This window comes from Anaerococcus tetradius (assembly GCF_947087635.1).
GTDB lineage: Bacteria > Bacillota > Clostridia > Tissierellales > Peptoniphilaceae > Anaerococcus > Anaerococcus tetradius.
In genome coordinates, this window is record NZ_CAMUDP010000001.1 from 1 (window position 1) to 17,088 (window position 17,088).

The following is a 17,088-nucleotide window of genomic DNA, read 5'->3' on the forward strand; positions in this document are numbered from 1 at the left end:
GATAGAGAACAAAATGTAGTATTAATTACTACGACTATAATATACGAGGAGGAATTATGAGAAAAAGAATAGAAAATTTTGCAAGGCTTGCTGTCGAGTTTGGCGTTAATGTTCAAAAAGGAGAAGATGTCCTAATAACAAGTCCTGTCGAAAGCCCAGAGCTTTGCCGCCTTATCACAAAAGCTGCCTACGAAAACGGGGCAAAAAATGTCGCAATAGACTGGAAAGATGACGAGCTTACAAGATTAACTTATGAATACCAAGACCAAGAAACCCTTAATGAAGTGGCAGATTGGAAGCTTGCTAAGCTTGACTATCAAATAGCTAAGAAAAAATCAAACAGAATTTCCATCCATGCAGAAGACCCAGACCTTCTAAATGGACTTGATAGTGAGAAAATCTCAGAAGCTATAAGAGAAAATAGCAAAAAAACCAAGGACTATGTAAAATACACCATGAATGATATAGTATCTTGGCTAGTTATTTCAGTACCAACCAAAAAATGGGCAAAGAAAGTCTTCCCAGACCTCACAGAAAAAGAAGCCTATGATAAATTGTGGGAAGTAATTTTAGATGTCTCAAGAGTATCAGAATCTTGGCAAGAAACCAAGGCTAATTGGACAAAACACATAGATAATCTTGATGAGAAGGCAAAATTCCTAAACGACCATCAGTTTGACAAAGTCCACTACAAGGCAAGTAATGGAACAGACCTTTGGGTAAAACTTCCAAAAAATCATATCTGGATGTCAGCAGGATCTACTAACGAAAAAGGCGATAGATTTATACCTAACATGCCAACAGAAGAAGTCTTCACCTCTCCTCAATACGATGGAGTAGACGGAAGACTCGTAGCAAGCAAACCACTTGTCTATAATGGTGTGGTAATCAACGGTTTTGAGTTTGAGTTTAAGGATGGAAAGGTAATTTCTTTTTCTGCCAAGGAAGGGGAAGATACCCTAAGAGAAATGTTAGATAGCGATGAGGGAAGTAAGTTTTTAGGAGAAATCGCCCTAGTTCCTTACGATTCTCCAATATCAAACTCAAACATCCTCTTCTATAACACCCTCTTTGACGAAAATGCCTCTTGCCACTTCGCCCTAGGTAAGGCTTATCCAACAACCGTAAAGGGAGCAAGTGATTTAGATGATAGCCAAGTAAGATCTCTTGGTCTTAACGATTCCCTAATCCATGAGGACTTCATGGTAGGAACAGAAGACCTAGAAATTACAGGCTACAAGGATGATAAAGAATTTAAGATATTTGAAAAGGGAAACTGGGCCTTTTAGCCAAAATATAAATATAATCTGCCTGTCGATTGTATCGATAGGCCTTTTTTTGTCCACTTATCCTAGATAAGTTACCTTTTATCAGAAAACAAATGAAGCATCCTCCACTTCGGTCTATAATAATCATAGGAGGTGGCGATGAAGGTTGAAATAATTATAGATGAAACAATCGAAGAAACTAAGGTTAAGATTTTCGCCAAAGAATATTCTAAGGAGGTCGAAAACCTAAAGGACCTTCTGGCAGATAGGCTGGTAGATAAAATAGTAGTCTTTAAGAACAAGGAAGTTTATATCATATCTCATGAGGATATCATAAGAATTTATGCCCAAGATAAGAACGTCTTTGTAAAAACAAAGGATGGAACTTTTTCATCAAGGCTAACTATTTATGAACTAGCTGATAGACTTGATAAGAACAAATTTATCAGAATATCTCGATCTGAGATTGTTAATTTGGATTTCGTAAGAAAACTCGACCTATCCTTTACTGGAACAATTGCTGTCGAGCTTATAAATGGCGATGTTTCTTATGTTTCTAGGAGAAACTTAAAAGAATTTAGGAAGGCCTTGGGCCTATAGGAGGATATATGAAAACTTTTAAAGATTTACTAGTTGGTTTTTTGGCAGGGGTTGGTATTGGAGCTTTAATCGAAGCTTTCATATCAATATTAGTTGGAGCTGATATTGTAGGTGTGCCTGACTTTGTGGCAAGTGTAAGCACAGGACACGCAAAAATCATCCAATGCTTAGTTTATGGCGGCTTTGGTGTGGTATCAACTCTTTCTGGAATTATTTTTAAGAATAAATCTAGATCAGTTTATCTAAATCACACTATCCACTTTCTAATAATAGCAATATATTTTGTCTTTGCAGGATTATACCTAAGATGGTTTTCTAACAATAGTACAATAATCTTTGCCTTTGCAAGTTTTGTTATAATTTACTTATTAATTAGCTTTGGTTTTTATATCTACGAAAAAAATATGATTAACGAAATAAACAAGAAGCTCTAAAAGGGGCTGTTGCAGAATGAATAAATCGTACCATTATCGTTAGAAGAGCCTCCACGGAAAGTCTCATAACGCCGACGGGCTAAATGCCTCCATCAGTCGGCAGGCACTAATATGCCCACCGGCAAGGAGAGGTAAAATTTCCTAAGAGAACCTTCTAACGATGGTACGATGATTATTCATAGTTTTGCAACAACCCCTTATTTTGCTGCTATAATTCCTATAATAGAAGAAATAGCTAGAAATATTGGTGCTAGTATCCCTACATCTGTGTAAAAGCCAAGTCCTGATAGAACTACTAGCATTATGAAATTTGTAAGAATAGTTGCGCTATAGCCCCTGTAGCCTTTTTTGTAATAATCAGCTTTTAGCATCTCGTCAGATTCTTCTATAAACTTCTTATTAAACTTAAAATCAAGGGTGTCGGCTTTTCTATTTGGTTCTACTTTCTTGATAAGCTCGTAGTTTTTTTGAAAAATCATTGATATAAGGATTATATAAACTATAAACCCTAGTATTATAATCAAAGCCTCTTTTATATTAATCCAAGATTCGTAAGAATAAACGCCCATAGACATAGCCCATATGCTCGCAAGAGCAAAGATTAGAAAAATACTTACCTCTCTTACCATAAGGCTATAGTTAGTGTATTTTGTTGGAATTGGATCTTCGCCTTTAAGACCTTTTTCGATTTCTTTTTTAGACTTCCTATAAAAAGCATAGGCTATTATAAGGCTTAATACGATTACTGTAAGAGATATCGCAAATACATTTTTTATTAGGAAGAACTTAATAGCCTTTCCCAAATCGCTTAGCGCAACATTTTCAAATATCCATCCAGAAAAAGCCCCAACTAGAAGCCCTACTATAATTAACATCAAAAATCTTTTCTTATTCATATTCTTCCTCCAATCCGAAAATATCCTCGACTCTCATATCAAAAACTCTGGCAAGACTTAGAGCAACCATAACTGAAGGATTGTAATCTCCTCTTTCTATAAGAGATATGGTCTGTCTTGAAACTCCTACCATATTACCAAGATCTGTCTGATTGATTCCTTTTTCCTTTCTGATTTCAGAAAGTTTATTAACTAATTTCAATAAATCTAAGCTCCTTTCTTGACAAGTATCTTTGTCATTATTATATAATTGACAAGTATTCTTGTCAACCCTTGCAATAAAAAAACCAGAGCATCTGCTCTGGCTATAAATACTAACCCCTATAAGCTTCCTCATCTACATAAATATAGACATTTGGATGAAGGGATAAGAATCCTGCTGGAAAGTCTGTCGATAGGCTTTCGTCTTCTAATAATCTTTTAACAGCTTGGTGTTTTTTCTTGCCATTTGCAAGAAGAATTATAGTTTTTGCATTGAAGATATCTGCCATTCCCATAGAGATAGCATATTTAGGAACGTCTTCTTTGCTAGCAAAAAATCTTGAATTAGCCTCAATGGTGCTATCAGCTAATTTTACTATCGAAGTTCTCCTATTGAGTTTATCGGCTGGCTCATTAAAGGCTACATGGCCATTTTCACCTATGCCTAGGATTTGAATATCTCTTTGTCCAAATTCATCGAGGATCTTGTCATAGTCTTTGGCGTATTTTTCGTCATTATCCTTAGCCTTTGGTAGAATATTAGTCCCCTCATTAAATGAAACATGGTCGAAGAAGTTTTTCTTCATAAAATACTTATAAGAATGTTCATTTTCTGAATCAATACCTACATATTCGTCAAGATTTATTGATTTTGCATATTTGAAACTAATCTCTCCCTCATCATTTGCCTTAATTAAATATTGATAAAGGCCCACTGGAGAAGACCCTGTAGCAAGGCCCAATTTAATTTGTGGTTTTTCTATAATATTTGATATGACCAAGTCTGCCGCTTTTTTGCTCATATCATCGTAGTCTTTGCATACTATTACTTTCATATTGCCTCCTCTTACTTATTTTTCACTTAAATTATACGAGTCGAAAGAAAAAGTTCTATCCCCAAGACTAGGACTATTGGTTAATAATTATCTACAAATAAGGGCTTTTTCTATATCTAAAATAATCATCTAGGATTTTAACTTCTAAATTTATAAAATTGCCCACAAAAAAACCAGGACCAAGGCCCTGGCACAAATTTCTTATTAATAGTTAAAGTTTGCGATTTCGAACCATTCTTGTTTGTGATGACAAGCTGGACAAATCTTTGGTGCAACTTTTCCTTCATATAGGAAGCCACAGTTTCCGCATTTCCAAATAACTTTTTCGTCTCTTTCAAATACTTTTCCATTTTCAACATTGTCATGAAGTTTTTGATATCTATCTCTATGAGCTCCTTCAGCTTTTGCGATGTTTCTGAATGCTCTAGCAATTTCATCAAATCCTTCTTCTTCTGCAACATCTGCAAATGATGGATACATATGTTCACATTCTTCATTTTCACCATCTATAGCACCTTGTAGGTTTGTTAGGGTGTCATGGAAGATAACTGGGAATGCTGTGTATTCTGGGTTAAGTTCAATTGCTTCAAGTTTAAATTCTTCTTTTAAGAATTTGTAGAATCTTGCAGCGTGTTCAACTTCGTTTCTTGCTGTTTCTTCAAAGATTGCGGCGATTTGTTGGTAACCTTCTTTTTTTGCAACTTTTGCTGCATAGTTATACCTCATTGTTGCTTGGCTTTCACCTGCGAATGATGTAATTAGATTTTGTGCTGTTTTTGTTCCTTTTAATGTCATATGTACACTCCTTTTTTATTTCTTTCTTCGACTTGTATTCATATTATATTATATAAATTTCATATGTCAAGAATCATTCTAAAGTTTTTATCATTCTAATTATGATACTTAGAATCATTATCAAATACATAATCAACTCTTATTCTTCATCTATTTTCCAACGTTTGATTTTAAGAGGTGATTTTTCTATATCTCACGAGAAAACTTTATCTTTTTCGTAAGCATTCTTTATGGCTGACTTTCAAGTCTGTATAATTATTTGATAATGGAAAATAATTTTATCGGGTATAATAAAGGTATATATAGGAGGAGAATATGAAATTAGATTTTACTAATGTAAACTTAGACAATTTGTCTAGCTATGAGGATAAGGCTCTTTCCGCCTTTGATACTTTGATGAATAAGGATGGAGCCGGTAATGACTTTCTCGGTTGGATTGAAAGACCTGTAGATTATGACAAGGAAGAGTTTGAAAGAATCAAAAAAGCAGCAGAAAAAATCAACAAGAATTCTGATGTTTTGATTTCAATTGGTATAGGTGGATCCTATCTAGGTATCAAGGCTGTTGATGTGGCTTGTGATTCTTATTTTAATTCTAATAGAAAAGTTAAGCTAATCTATGCAGGAAATCAAATTTCAGGGGAATATTTGTCTGACCTTCTCGATTATCTAAAGGATAAGGACTATTCTTTAAATGTTATTTCTAAGTCAGGTACTACTACAGAACCTGCCATAGCCTTCAGATTCTTAAAAGATGCTATTGAAGAAAAATATGGAAAAGAAGAAGCCAAGAAGAGAATTTTTGCTACTACAGATAAGGCTAAGGGAGCTTTAAAAGAACTTGCCGCTGCAGAAGGCTATGAAACTTTTGTCGTACCAGATGATATCGGCGGAAGATTTTCTGTTATATCAGCCGTAGGCCTTCTCCCACTTGCAGTAGCTGGAATTGACCTCGATGAATTTATGGCTGGTTTTAAAGAAGGTATGGATGAGTACACTCAAAGATCTTTCGAAAACCCTGCTATCAAATACGCTGCAATTAGAAATATGTTAAATGAAGCTGGAAAGGATATAGAAGTTCTTGTAAACTATGAAGCAAAGTTAAAATATATAGCCGAATGGTGGAAGCAACTTTTTGCAGAAAGTGAAGGAAAAGATGGCAAGGGAATCTTCCCAGTATCTGTTAATAATACAACCGACCTTCACTCAGTAGGACAAATGATTCAAGAGGGTAAGAGAAACCTATTTGAGACTGTCCTAGAGATTGAAAATCCAAACAAAGACCTTACCATCAAAGAAGAAAAAGATAATCTCGATGGCCTAAACTACCTAGCAGGAAAGACCATGAGCTTTGTAAACAAACAAGCTATGGAAGGAACAACTATAGCCCATGTAAAGGGTGAGGTTGCTAATATCAGGATAAAACTAGATAAGATTTCTGCTAAAAATATTGCCAAACTATTTTATTTCTTCGAAATAGCTGTAGGCGTTTCTGGTTACATGTTAGGGGTAAATCCATTTAACCAACCAGGAGTTGAAGAGTACAAATCACAAATGTTCAAGCTTCTCGGCAAGCCAGGTTACGAAAATTAATATCCATCACTCTGGATTTCAAGTCCAGAGTGATTTTTTATTAATATTTTTATATTTTTTTGAGCTAGAAAGCCTTTGTTTCAAGGCCTTTTGTGAATAATAAAAAATTATTTTGAAATTTTATTTGACAAACCTTTGAAAAGAGATTAATATATTATCAAGAATAAATTAGCAGAAAAAAAGAGTAGATTCAGTAGGGATTTCAGAGAGTAGACGTTTGGTGAAAGTCTATATTCAAGCTGATTTTCGAAAATCATTTTTCTAATGCAAGTCTGAACTATAGTAAGATTTGACGCATTGGTAGGCGTTATCACTACCCAGCATTGTTGGATGCTTGAGAGCTTATTTTTATAAGAAAAAAGGTGGTACCGCGGAACTTTCGTCCTTTGTCATATGACAGAGGACTTTTTTTATAGAAAATTTTCGAATATTATTAAGAGGTTAAGATGAGAATAAAAGGATCAGAAATTATAGTAAAAACACTGATTGATGAGGGAGTTGATACTCTCTTCGCCTATCCAGGCGGATCAGTTATCCAAGTCTTTGATTCGCTTTATGATTATTCAGATAAGATAAGGCTGATTAGGACAAGTCACGAACAAGGAGCATCTCACGCTGCTGATGGTTATGCTAGGTCAAGCGGAAAGGTCGGAGTTGTTATGGCTACATCAGGCCCTGGAGCAACTAATATAGTTACAGGGATTGCGACAGCCTTTATGGATTCTATTCCCTTAGTTTGTATTACTGGCAATGCTGGAAGGAAACTTTTGGGTAAGGATTCTTTCCAAGAGATTGATATTGTAGGTATTACTATGCCAATTACCAAACACAATTTTATAGTAAGGGATATAAAAGACTTGCAAGATACTATAAGAAGAGCATTTTTGATTGCAAACTCTGGCAGAAAGGGCCCAGTGCTTATTGATATTCCAAGCGATGTTATGGGTGATTATTGGGAGTATGAGAAAAAAGAGAAGCTTGTCGATGATTCATTGAAAAATAAGCCAAGCCTTGAAGATATCAAGAAGTTAGCAGAATGTATAAATAATTCTAAAAGACCTATCATCTATTGTGGTGGGGGTCTTACCTCATCTGGTAGTTTTATGGAACTTAGAGAGTTGATTAAGTTATCAAATATTCCTGCTTGCAATACTATCATGGGCATAGGAGTTTTGGGCTATGAGGATGAGCTTAACTTAGGAATGTTAGGTATGCATGGTAGGTATAGTACAAATCATGCTATTGATGAGTGTGATTTGCTTATAGCTTGCGGAGTTAGGTTTTCTGACAGGGTAGCTCTTAATACAAAAAAATTCGCCAAGAATGCTTATATAGTACATATTGACATTGATAAGTCAGAAATTGATAAGAATATTTTCACAGACTTTAGTCTAGTTGGAGATTTGAAAGAGATTTTATCAGAGCTTTTAGATTATATAGAAAAAAAGGATAGAAAGGAGTGGATAAGGAGAGTCAATGAATTAAAGAAGGATGATTATAAGCCTGAGGACTGTAGAGATAAGATTAAACCACATCAAGTTATTTCTTATATTTCAGAATTTCTAGGTGAAGATTTGATATTTGTAACTGATGTTGGTCAACATCAAATGTGGACAGCCCAGTATTGTGGCAGAACTAAGCCGAGATCTTTTCTTACTAGTGGTGGACTTGGTACTATGGGCTTTGGCTATGGAGCATCTATTGGTGCTAAGCTTGCTAATCCCGATAGGCCTGTTGTTCATATAACTGGTGATGGTTCATTTAATATGAATTTTAATGAGATTTTGACTGCTGTTAATAATAATGTAAAGGTCATAAGTGTAATTATGAATAATTCTACTCTTGGCATGGTTAGGCAGTGGCAACACCTTCTTTATAACAATAGATTTTCAGGGACCAATATAGAAAAGACGATTGATTATGTAAAACTTGCAGATTCTATGGGAGCGGAAGGCTATAGCTGTGATAAGCTCTCAGACTTCAAAGAGTCTTTTAATAAGGCTGCAAGTTCAAATAAGGTATCGATTATAGAAGTTAGAATTGACAAGAATGAGTTAGTTCTACCAATGATTCCAGCTGGTGGAACTGTAGATGATGTTATTATGGAGTAAAAATGAAAAACCTTAGCACTATTAATGTCTTTGTCCACAATAATGCTGGTATCCTTACTAGAATCTCCTCCATATTTTCGAGGAGGGGTTTTAATATCGAAAGCATTAATGCTGCTGTTAGTAGCGATGATAACAAGACAAGGATTATTGCAACAATTTCCGAAGACCCAGATATGGTAAGGCAGGTAGTAAATCAGATTGAAAAGTTAGAAGATGTTATCGACCTTGAGATTATGGATAATGAGAATTTCATCTCAAGAGAGATGCTCTTGGTCAAGCTAAAGATTCACAGTAGTGATTATTTGGAGCTTAATGCCCTAACTAGTCTTTATAAGGCAAAAATTATAGATTACTCATCTGATAATTTATTTTTGGAGATGACAGGATATAAGAATAATTTGGATGATTTTTTAAAGATTATATCAAAATATCAAGTAGAAGATGTAATAAGAACAGGAATAACAGGAATAAAAAGAAATTAGGAGATTAAAAATGATAAAAAAATATTATGACAAAGATTGCGATTTAAGTTTATTAGAAGGTAAAACAGTAGCTATAATAGGATTTGGTTCTCAAGGTCATGCCCACGCCCTAAACCTAAAGGAAAGTGGCGTTAATGTTGTGGTTGGTCTTAAAGAAACTTCAAAATCAAGAAAACTTGCCCAAGACTTTGGCTTAGAAGTGTTAAGCGTAAGCGAGGCTAGCAAAAAAGCTGATGTTGTAATGATGCTTGTACCTGATGAAATATCCGCAGATATCTACAACAAAGAAGTTAAGGATAATCTAAAAGAAGGAGATACCTTGATGTATGCTCATGGCTTTAATGTTCATTACAACTTGGTTGAAGTAAATCCTGGCGTAGATGTTTCTATGGTAGCACCAAAAGGTCCTGGTCATACAGTAAGAAGCCAATACCAAAAGGGCTTGGGAGTTCCATCCCTTGTTGCTGTATATCAAGATGCTAGCGGCAAGGCTAAGGATTTGGCCCTAGCTTATGCCAAGGCTCTAGGTGCTGGCAGGGCTGGAATCCTCGAGACAACTTTCAAGGAAGAAACTGAAACAGACTTATTCGGTGAACAAGCTGTCTTGTGTGGAGGTATTACTGAATTGATGAAGGCTGGTTTTGAAACCCTAGTTGCTGCTGGTTATGAACCAGAAATGGCCTACTTCGAATGTATCCACGAGATGAAATTAATTGTAGATATGATAGTCGAAGGTGGATTTACAAATATGAGAAATTCAATTTCTAATACTGCTGAGTACGGTGATTATCACGCAGCAAAAATGGTAATCGGTAAGGAAACAAGAGATAATATGAAAAAAATCTTAGAAGATATCCAATCCGGAGAATTTGCTAGTGAGTTTATGCAAGAATTTAGTGCAGGTAGGAAGATTAAATTCCTTACAACAAGGAGAAGAGAAGCCTCTCACCAATTAGAAGAAGTAGGCAAGGATCTTAGGTCAATGATGAGTTGGCTTAAAAAATAAGGAGCTTAGATGTTAAATAGTGATAAGGTCCTAAAGGGTGTAGAGAGAGCCCCAAACAGGTCTCTCTTTTACGCCCTTGGATATACAAAAAGACAACTAGAAAGACCCCTCGTAGGAATTATTTCTGCCTATAGTGAGATAGTGCCAGGCCATATGTACCTAGATAAGGTATCCCAAGCTGTAAAAGATGGGGTCTTGATGAACGGGGGAACTCCTATCCTCATCCCATCAATAGGTGTTTGTGATGGAATAGCTATGGGCCATGTCGGCATGAAATACTCCCTTCCCAGTAGGGAGTTAATAGCTGATAGTGTCGAAACCATGGCTAGGGCTCATGGTCTTGACGGTCTTGTTCTAGTACCAAATTGCGATAAAATCGTTCCTGGTATGATAATGGGAGCTTTGAGGTTAAATCTTCCAACCATCCTCGTTAGCGGTGGACCAATGCTTGCTGGCAAGAATAAGAAAAAAGAAATCTCCTTATCCTACGCTTTCGAAGCTGTCGGTCAAAATAAGGCTAATATAATCACAGAAGATGAACTCTACGAAATAGAAAAAGCTGTTTGTCCAACTTGTGGGTCATGTGCTGGAATGTACACTGCAAATTCCATGAACTGTCTTTCAGAAGCTATAGGACTTGCCCTCAAGGGAAATGGAACAACTCCTGCTGTTTATGCTGAAAGATATAGGATTGCCAAGGAGAGTGGCTATCAGATAATGGAATTGATTAATGATGATGTAAGGATTAAGGATATAATCACTCCTTCTTCCATAAGAAATGCAATCGCAACTGATATGGCTTTAGGTTGTTCTACAAATACGGTCTTACACTTACTTGCCATTGCCACAGAAGCTGGCATAGATATCAACCTTAACTTGTTTAACGAGATTAGCGAAAAAGTTCCTAATTTATGTCATCTAGCACCAGCTGGGCCATTTCATATGGAAGACCTCTACCTAAGCGGTGGTATAGCAGCTGTCCAAAATGAACTTATGATGGCTAATTTACTAGAAAAAGATTGTAAGACTGTCCAAGGCATCAGTATCTATGAACAAATTAAAGATGCTAAGCCAGAAAATCACGAGGTTATAAGACCAATTGATAAGCCTTACTCAAAAGTTGGAGGCCTTGCTATCTTGTTTGGCAATATAGCTAGAAAAGGTGCTGTTGTAAAAAGAAGTGCAGTCGATAAGTCCATGATCAAACACACTGGCCCTGCAAGAGTATTTGATAGTGAAGATACCGCAATCAAGGCTATATATGAGGGAGACATAAAGGATGGCGATGTAGTAGTAATAAGATACGAAGGCCCTAAGGGTGGCCCTGGTATGAGAGAGATGCTAAATCCAACTTCAGCCTTGGCAGGAATGGGCCTTGATAAGAGTGTTGCCCTTATAACAGATGGAAGATTTTCAGGAGCATCAAGGGGAGCATCAATAGGACACGTTTCTCCAGAAGCTGCCCTAGGCGGAGAAATCGGCATAATCAAAGAGGGCGATCTTATAGAAATTGATATAGAAAAATATTCTATCAGGCTAAAAATATCCGACGAGGAAATGGAAGAAAGAATGAAGAATTTTACTCCAACTGATAATAATAAGCTATCAGGTTGGCTTGATAGGTATAGAAGATGTGTTACAAGCTCTGATAAAGGAGCTGTCCTAAGATAATTTTTTCAAAAAATAATCGTAGCCTTAAAACGAAGTTTAACTCCCTAAATAGGCTACGATTATTTTTTTATTCTTAATGACAAGGCTTATTTAATTTCCTAAATAAAATAACTAAGACGAAAAGCTCGACAAGGGTTACTATTAGGCTTGCCTCTATTCCAAAGGCTCCCCCACTTATTAGGAAAGAGCCGACAGGTTCACTCTTAAAGATGGTATTTTGGCTATCAATTATTCCACTAACATTTATACCAAAGAAATTTCCCTGGAGGAAATTCCATACGCTATGACAAGCTGCAGATGTGTAGATACTATCGTTTATGTAAAAAATCATAGAAAATACTAGACCCATCAAGAGTAAATTGACAAAGGCTATAGCATTAAAGGAAGTGTTTCCTACATGAAGGATAGCAAATAACAAACTATTGGCTATAAGTCCCGTCTTTACGTCCTTAACAGCAGCAAAATAATTCATAAGCACTGATCTCGTAATTAATTCTTCCTCAAAGCCTTGGAAAATCCAACCTATAACAAAAAGTAGATATAAAAAAGGACTGATATTTCTAATATTGACCCTTATCCTAAAGCCTCCAAATAAGAAGACAAGAAGGAAAGATGCCGTAAGCATAGCCCCACCAATCAAGATACCCTTGGTGTAGGATATGAGCTTTTTATCATCTACTAGGCCTAGAGACTTGGCATTTCTATTTTGATATTTTTTTACGAAAAAATAAATAGCGAGACTTATGAAAAATGTGGAAAGTAAATCAAATATCATAAATGAGTCACTTCCATAAGCTATTTTAGGAACATATCCTAGCTTTAATACTTTTACTAGGGGGTAGATTATAAGACCTAGTAAAAAGGCTATTACAGCAGGCATAAGATTCATCACAAAAAATAGGCAGAGGGTAAAGAGGATAGGATTTCTATCCTTCATGACCCTTCTAGTTTCTTTGATTGACTCATTTTCTAAAAACATATATCTCTTATTTAGCATAGTCGAGCGCCCCTCCCAGAATTGCATTTACAAAGGGTCTTGACTCATAAATCTTTTTTGAAAAAATCTTATCTCTAATGAATATGCTAACCCTAGCCTTTTTCCTTGGTGCATCTTTATTCTTTAGAGCTTTCATATATGCCTCATGGCTCTTATCTTCTCCCAAAGCCTTGTAGACATCTATATAGTTAACATTTTCAATCTCTAGACTAACTTCCTTGCCACCTTCTACACTTTTTTCTTCTATATAATTAATTGACAAATTAGAAAAAACTGCTTGGTAAAACTCCTTATTTTCCTTCTCATCCTTGGAGTAGGACTTCTTTAGCACATCCATTATAACTGCCATCCTATCCATTTTCTTAGAAAAATATTCTTCATCGTCATTTTTGATAGCAGTCTGAATCATCCCTACTTGCTTTTTATTGGAAGAGATTAGCTTCTTATAAGAAAAAAATACAGCAAATATTATAAAAAGTAGGACAAGAATCCTAATAATAGTCTCTCTTCTACGCCTTATCTTTCTCCTATGTCTTCTTTCTGCATCTCTTTTCTTTTCTCTTATGTAATTATCGTCCATCTTGGATCGTCTTCTTCTATCCATGTCAACTCCTCTTATGAGTATTATATCATTTTATTAGTAATTTTTCTTATTTGTGATATGATTTAAGTATGAAAAATATCAGACTAAATATAGCTGGCTTTTTGGGCTTAATTTTACTTGTTATTAGTTTTATTACCCCTTTGCTAGGCCTTTCAACAAAATTAAATACTCAAATAGCATCAAGAATCATAAATTCCTATCTGATAGCCTATATAGCCTACATGATCTCCTTCATGGATACCAGAAGGGTTATCCTAATATTTCTTCCCCTTCTTTTTCATGTAAGCCTTAATTACCTCATAATTAACGGATTTTCTGTAAAACTATCCAAAGATATCATCCAGGGTACTTATGCTATTGTAAGAAATTTGTTTGATTTAATAAGCCTAGTTGGAATATTTTTCCTCCTAGAGCTTATCTTAAATAAAATTTTCGGTAATAAATTTACAAGTCTAGTTGGCCTTTTATCGCTTGCCTTCTTCTTTTACTTTGATTATAGCAGGATTCTTGTTCGCTTTACAAGTCTTAAAGAAGTTTTTCTATACTTTTCTATTTTTGTTATGGCTTTAAGAATTAGGAAGGCTGAAAAAATCAACCCCCTCCTCTATATTTTGGCGGCAAGTCTTGTTGGAGTCGAAATTTTTCTTAACTATAAATATAGACTTGACTATGGATATTTCCTATCCTTTATCCCCCTAGTCTACCTAATCCTAAAATCTATAGCTAACCCTAGCCAAGTAAGTTTTGAGAAGTTTATGATTTTCACCTACCTCTACATCTATCCAAGCATTTTTATCGCCCTTAGACTTTTTGCCGGCGAAAATAGGTTAGTTACTTGCTTGTTAGGACTACTTAGCACTTTGTTTATAGGCCAAATTCTTTATAATCTTAGGATAAAATATATAAACTATCTCCTAGTGGGAATAAATTAAAAAATCCAGCCTTTCAAAGTTTAGTAATTATCTACTAAGCTTTGAAAGCTGGATTTTTTATAGGGTTTCTACCTTATTTTTTATATCTCTTTTTAGAAAATACATACACATTATAGTATTTAATACTTCAGATATGAAAAATGACCACCAAACTAGATCTATATTACCGGTAAGGGACAATAGATAGAAGGTTGGTAGGAGGATTATAAATTGTCTAAGGAAGGATTGGAGGATAGCTGATTGCCAGTTACCCAAAGCCTGAAACACTCCTACAGCTATTATAGATACAGAGGCTATTACATAAGATAAGGAAACTATTCTTATCATAGGAACGCCTATCTCACGCATCCTATCAGTTGCATTGAACATATCAAAGATTTGATTTGGAAATATCCACAAAAGAATAGTAGCTAGTCCAACTAACAAGAATCCCCATAGCAAGGCTAACCTTATAGATTTTTTTATCCTTGCCACATGTCTTGCCCCATAGTTAAAGGAAATTATAGATATCATGGCGTTAGACATACCTATAATAGGCAGAAAGGCAAAGGACTGAAGCTTAAACATAACTCCATAGGCTGCTATGGCTGATTGACCAAAGGCCCTTAGCATGGTGTTTAAGATAAAGATAAGGACTGATGATATAGCATTCATCACTATTGATGGGATGCCAATCCAAAATATTTCCTTTAATATTTCTCCATGAAAACTAAAATGCTTAAAATCAACTACTATGTCTGTGTTCTTCTTCTTATTTATTACAAGTCCAATTATTGACCCTCCAATTTGACCGATAACCGTTGCAAGGGCAGCTCCCCTAACTCCTAATCTTGGAAAACCAAAAAGACCAAAGATAAAAATAGGATCGAGGATAAGATTTATCAAAGCGCCCGATACTTGGACAATCATGGTGTAGAAGGTAAGGGATGTCGCTTGAAGGAGCTTTTCTGCCAAGATTTGGAAGAAAACTCCTATACCAAATACCATTATTATCCACAAGTAGTCCTTAGTGTATTTTATGATTTGAGGGTTTGTCGACTGGCTATTAGCAAAATTATTTGTAAAGAGTAGGCCTAAGCTTGCAAAAACTAGGTAGGCTAGGATTGATAGGGCTATACCATGCATAGCGACAACCCCTACTCTTTTCTTATCATCCATACCCAAATACCTACTCAATAGGGCACTGGCTCCTACAGAAATTCCAACTGCCACAGCTATCATGATATTTTGGACTGGAAAGGCAAGGGAAACTGCCGTAAGGGCCTCTTCTGAAATTCTTGCTACGAAAATCGAGTCTACCACATTGTAAACTGATTGGACTAGCATGGAGATAACCATAGGAATACTCATCTTGATAAGGAGATTTCCAACCGGCATAGTCCCCATTATATTTTCTTTTCTTGTTTCGGTTTTTTCCATAAATTCTCCTTTCTATTTAAAAAAATTTGGCAATATAAGAGATACCGGAAAAAACCGATATCTCTGATTAATTAAATAATTCTTTTTCTTGTCTTTTTATTGACTCATTTACTTTAAGTTTTCTAAGCATATTATCATCATAATCGCTTATAACATGGATAGCTGAGTTTTCATCTCGACCTTTCTTATTAAACTCTTCTTTTAGCTCTTCTGCTACATTTTCGTAGGCAACCTTCCTAGAAATAGCTTGGAGCCTAAAAGCTTTTTGGGTCTTTTTGCTTTCACTTTTGCCAAGAACTAAGTCATTTACCGCAAGCTCTATGAGATTGACGCCTGCCAGAGTTGAATAATAGAAGGTCCTTCCTTGTCTTATATTCATCTCAAGGACAAAAACTTCACCAGTCTTTGAGTCTTTCTTGAAGTCTATATTAAAGAGTCCATGATAGTCGAGGGATGTAACAATTTTTTCTGCTAAAGCATACATGAGGTTATCATCGTGATCTACTTGAACTAGGTGGTTACCAACCCACATAGGTCTGAGGTCTGATAATAAGTTTCTCGCAAGAACAAAAGAAATCTTCCCATCTTTTGACCTATAACCATTTAGAGAATACTCACTACCTTGAGTCCCATTAATAAAGTTTTGGCAGATAAAATCTCCCCTAAAATCACTATCATATACTTTCCTTAAAACTGCCTTAGCCTCATCTGAATCCCTTAAATAATAACCCTTTTGGATATTTTCACAAGATGAGTCAAGGAGAGCATCATAATCGTCAGCCTTGAGGAAGACTTCTCCAGAAAAATCAATGCTATCAATATTATCCTTATTGATAACCAAGGTCTTTGGATAAGAAACTCCTATTTTTTCTAAATATGAATAGAACTCAGATTTTTTTAGTAGTTTCTCTGCCCATTCATAATTAGGATATGGAATATGGTAGGTAAAATTAAACTTAGCTTGGTTTTTAAGTAAAATTTCCACATATCTTTCTGTCGGAGCAAAAAAGACAAACTCATCTTCATCTCTTTTTTCGATAACTTCATTTATAAAGTTTGCAAAAATCTCCTCGTCTGATGAAAAACCCTTGGTCGTATAAACATCGGCAATTTTTGATTTATAAAAAGGAACAAGAACAGCGGCTCCTATGACAAGGGGCTTTTTAGAAAAAGCCTCATAAAAGCTCCTTGCCACTGAGTAACTGTTATGGTCTGTCCCCAAAATTACAGCATTGAAAGTCAT

Annotated in this window: 17 protein-coding genes and 1 other annotated feature; of the genes, 9 read left to right on the forward strand and 8 right to left on the reverse strand. The window is 35.5% G+C overall.

Features of this window, described 5'->3' with window-relative positions; translation table 11 throughout:
• Window positions 1–56 precede the first annotated feature (56 nt).
• From P6936_RS00005 to P6936_RS00015, 3 genes are all read left to right on the forward strand, one after another.
• A complete protein-coding gene (locus tag P6936_RS00005; RefSeq protein ID WP_276880510.1) occupies window positions 57–1,289 on the forward strand; it encodes an aminopeptidase in 1,233 nt (410 codons plus the stop codon).
• Between the two features lie 138 nt (window positions 1,290–1,427).
• Window positions 1,428–1,868, forward strand: coding sequence for a LytTR family DNA-binding domain-containing protein (locus P6936_RS00010; RefSeq protein WP_276880511.1), 441 nt, complete (start codon window positions 1,428–1,430; stop codon window positions 1,866–1,868).
• Between the two features lie 8 nt (window positions 1,869–1,876).
• Window positions 1,877–2,302, forward strand: a complete 426-nt coding sequence (locus P6936_RS00015) for a DUF3021 domain-containing protein (RefSeq protein WP_276880512.1) — start codon at window positions 1,877–1,879, stop codon at window positions 2,300–2,302.
• A gap of 197 nt (window positions 2,303–2,499) precedes the next feature.
• Here P6936_RS00015 and P6936_RS00020 read toward each other — a convergent pair whose 3' ends face one another.
• The 4 genes from P6936_RS00020 to rbr all read right to left on the reverse strand — a co-directional run bounded on the left by P6936_RS00020 (window position 2,500) and on the right by rbr (window position 5,030).
• Window positions 2,500–3,198 (reverse strand): DUF3169 family protein, encoded by a 699-nt coding sequence (locus P6936_RS00020; protein WP_276880513.1) that lies wholly within the window; start codon window positions 3,196–3,198, stop codon window positions 2,500–2,502.
• Window positions 3,191–3,400: a helix-turn-helix transcriptional regulator gene (locus tag P6936_RS00025; RefSeq protein WP_040349456.1), complete on the reverse strand. Its 210-nt coding sequence runs from the start codon at window positions 3,398–3,400 to the stop codon at window positions 3,191–3,193. The genes P6936_RS00020 and P6936_RS00025 overlap by 8 nt, the downstream gene beginning before the upstream one ends.
• A 112-nt stretch (window positions 3,401–3,512) precedes the next feature.
• A complete protein-coding gene (nagB, locus tag P6936_RS00030; protein WP_004836639.1) occupies window positions 3,513–4,235 on the reverse strand; it encodes a glucosamine-6-phosphate deaminase in 723 nt (240 codons plus the stop codon).
• Window positions 4,236–4,439: 204 nt separating this feature from the next.
• The gene (gene rbr, locus P6936_RS00035; RefSeq protein WP_004836638.1) at window positions 4,440–5,030 is read right to left on the reverse strand and encodes a rubrerythrin; all 591 of its coding nucleotides are present in this window, start codon (window positions 5,028–5,030) and stop codon (window positions 4,440–4,442) included.
• Window positions 5,031–5,345: 315 nt separating this feature from the next.
• Here rbr and P6936_RS00040 point away from each other — a divergent pair, with 315 nt between their 5' ends.
• The 5 genes from P6936_RS00040 to ilvD all read left to right on the forward strand — a co-directional run bounded on the left by P6936_RS00040 (window position 5,346) and on the right by ilvD (window position 11,893).
• Window positions 5,346–6,623: a glucose-6-phosphate isomerase gene (locus tag P6936_RS00040; RefSeq protein ID WP_276880514.1), complete on the forward strand. Its 1,278-nt coding sequence runs from the start codon at window positions 5,346–5,348 to the stop codon at window positions 6,621–6,623.
• 162 nt (window positions 6,624–6,785) lie between these two features.
• Window positions 6,786–7,013, forward strand: a binding site (T-box leader).
• A gap of 56 nt (window positions 7,014–7,069) precedes the next feature.
• Window positions 7,070–8,734 (forward strand): biosynthetic-type acetolactate synthase large subunit, encoded by a 1,665-nt coding sequence (gene ilvB, locus P6936_RS00045; RefSeq protein WP_004836636.1) that lies wholly within the window; start codon window positions 7,070–7,072, stop codon window positions 8,732–8,734.
• Window positions 8,735–8,736: 2 nt separating this feature from the next.
• Complete coding sequence (gene ilvN / locus P6936_RS00050; RefSeq protein ID WP_004836635.1) at window positions 8,737–9,216, forward strand: acetolactate synthase small subunit; 480 nt, start codon at window positions 8,737–8,739, stop codon at window positions 9,214–9,216.
• Between the two features lie 13 nt (window positions 9,217–9,229).
• Window positions 9,230–10,222 carry a ketol-acid reductoisomerase gene (gene ilvC, locus P6936_RS00055; protein ID WP_211204679.1) on the forward strand — a complete coding sequence of 331 codons (993 nt, stop codon included), beginning with the start codon at window positions 9,230–9,232 and terminating at the stop codon, window positions 10,220–10,222.
• Between the two features lie 9 nt (window positions 10,223–10,231).
• Window positions 10,232–11,893 (forward strand): dihydroxy-acid dehydratase, encoded by a 1,662-nt coding sequence (gene ilvD / locus P6936_RS00060; RefSeq protein WP_276880515.1) that lies wholly within the window; start codon window positions 10,232–10,234, stop codon window positions 11,891–11,893.
• A 73-nt stretch (window positions 11,894–11,966) separates the two neighbouring features.
• Here ilvD and P6936_RS00065 read toward each other — a convergent pair whose 3' ends face one another.
• Both P6936_RS00065 and P6936_RS00070 read right to left on the reverse strand, forming a co-directional pair.
• A complete protein-coding gene (locus P6936_RS00065) occupies window positions 11,967–12,890 on the reverse strand; it encodes a CPBP family intramembrane glutamic endopeptidase (protein WP_276880516.1) in 924 nt (307 codons plus the stop codon).
• Window positions 12,880–13,494, reverse strand: coding sequence for a hypothetical protein (locus P6936_RS00070; protein WP_276880517.1), 615 nt, complete (start codon window positions 13,492–13,494; stop codon window positions 12,880–12,882). The genes P6936_RS00065 and P6936_RS00070 overlap by 11 nt, the downstream gene beginning before the upstream one ends.
• A 68-nt stretch (window positions 13,495–13,562) precedes the next feature.
• Between P6936_RS00070 and P6936_RS00075 the strand changes: the two genes are divergently transcribed.
• Complete coding sequence (locus P6936_RS00075) at window positions 13,563–14,426, forward strand: hypothetical protein (protein WP_276880518.1); 864 nt, start codon at window positions 13,563–13,565, stop codon at window positions 14,424–14,426.
• Between the two features lie 57 nt (window positions 14,427–14,483).
• On the opposite strand, the gene P6936_RS00080 is transcribed toward P6936_RS00075, so the two are convergent.
• Complete coding sequence (locus P6936_RS00080) at window positions 14,484–15,845, reverse strand: MATE family efflux transporter (protein ID WP_276880519.1); 1,362 nt, start codon at window positions 15,843–15,845, stop codon at window positions 14,484–14,486.
• A gap of 67 nt (window positions 15,846–15,912) precedes the next feature.
• Window positions 15,913–17,088 carry an ATP-grasp domain-containing protein gene (locus P6936_RS00085; RefSeq protein ID WP_276880520.1) on the reverse strand — a complete coding sequence of 392 codons (1,176 nt, stop codon included), beginning with the start codon at window positions 17,086–17,088 and terminating at the stop codon, window positions 15,913–15,915.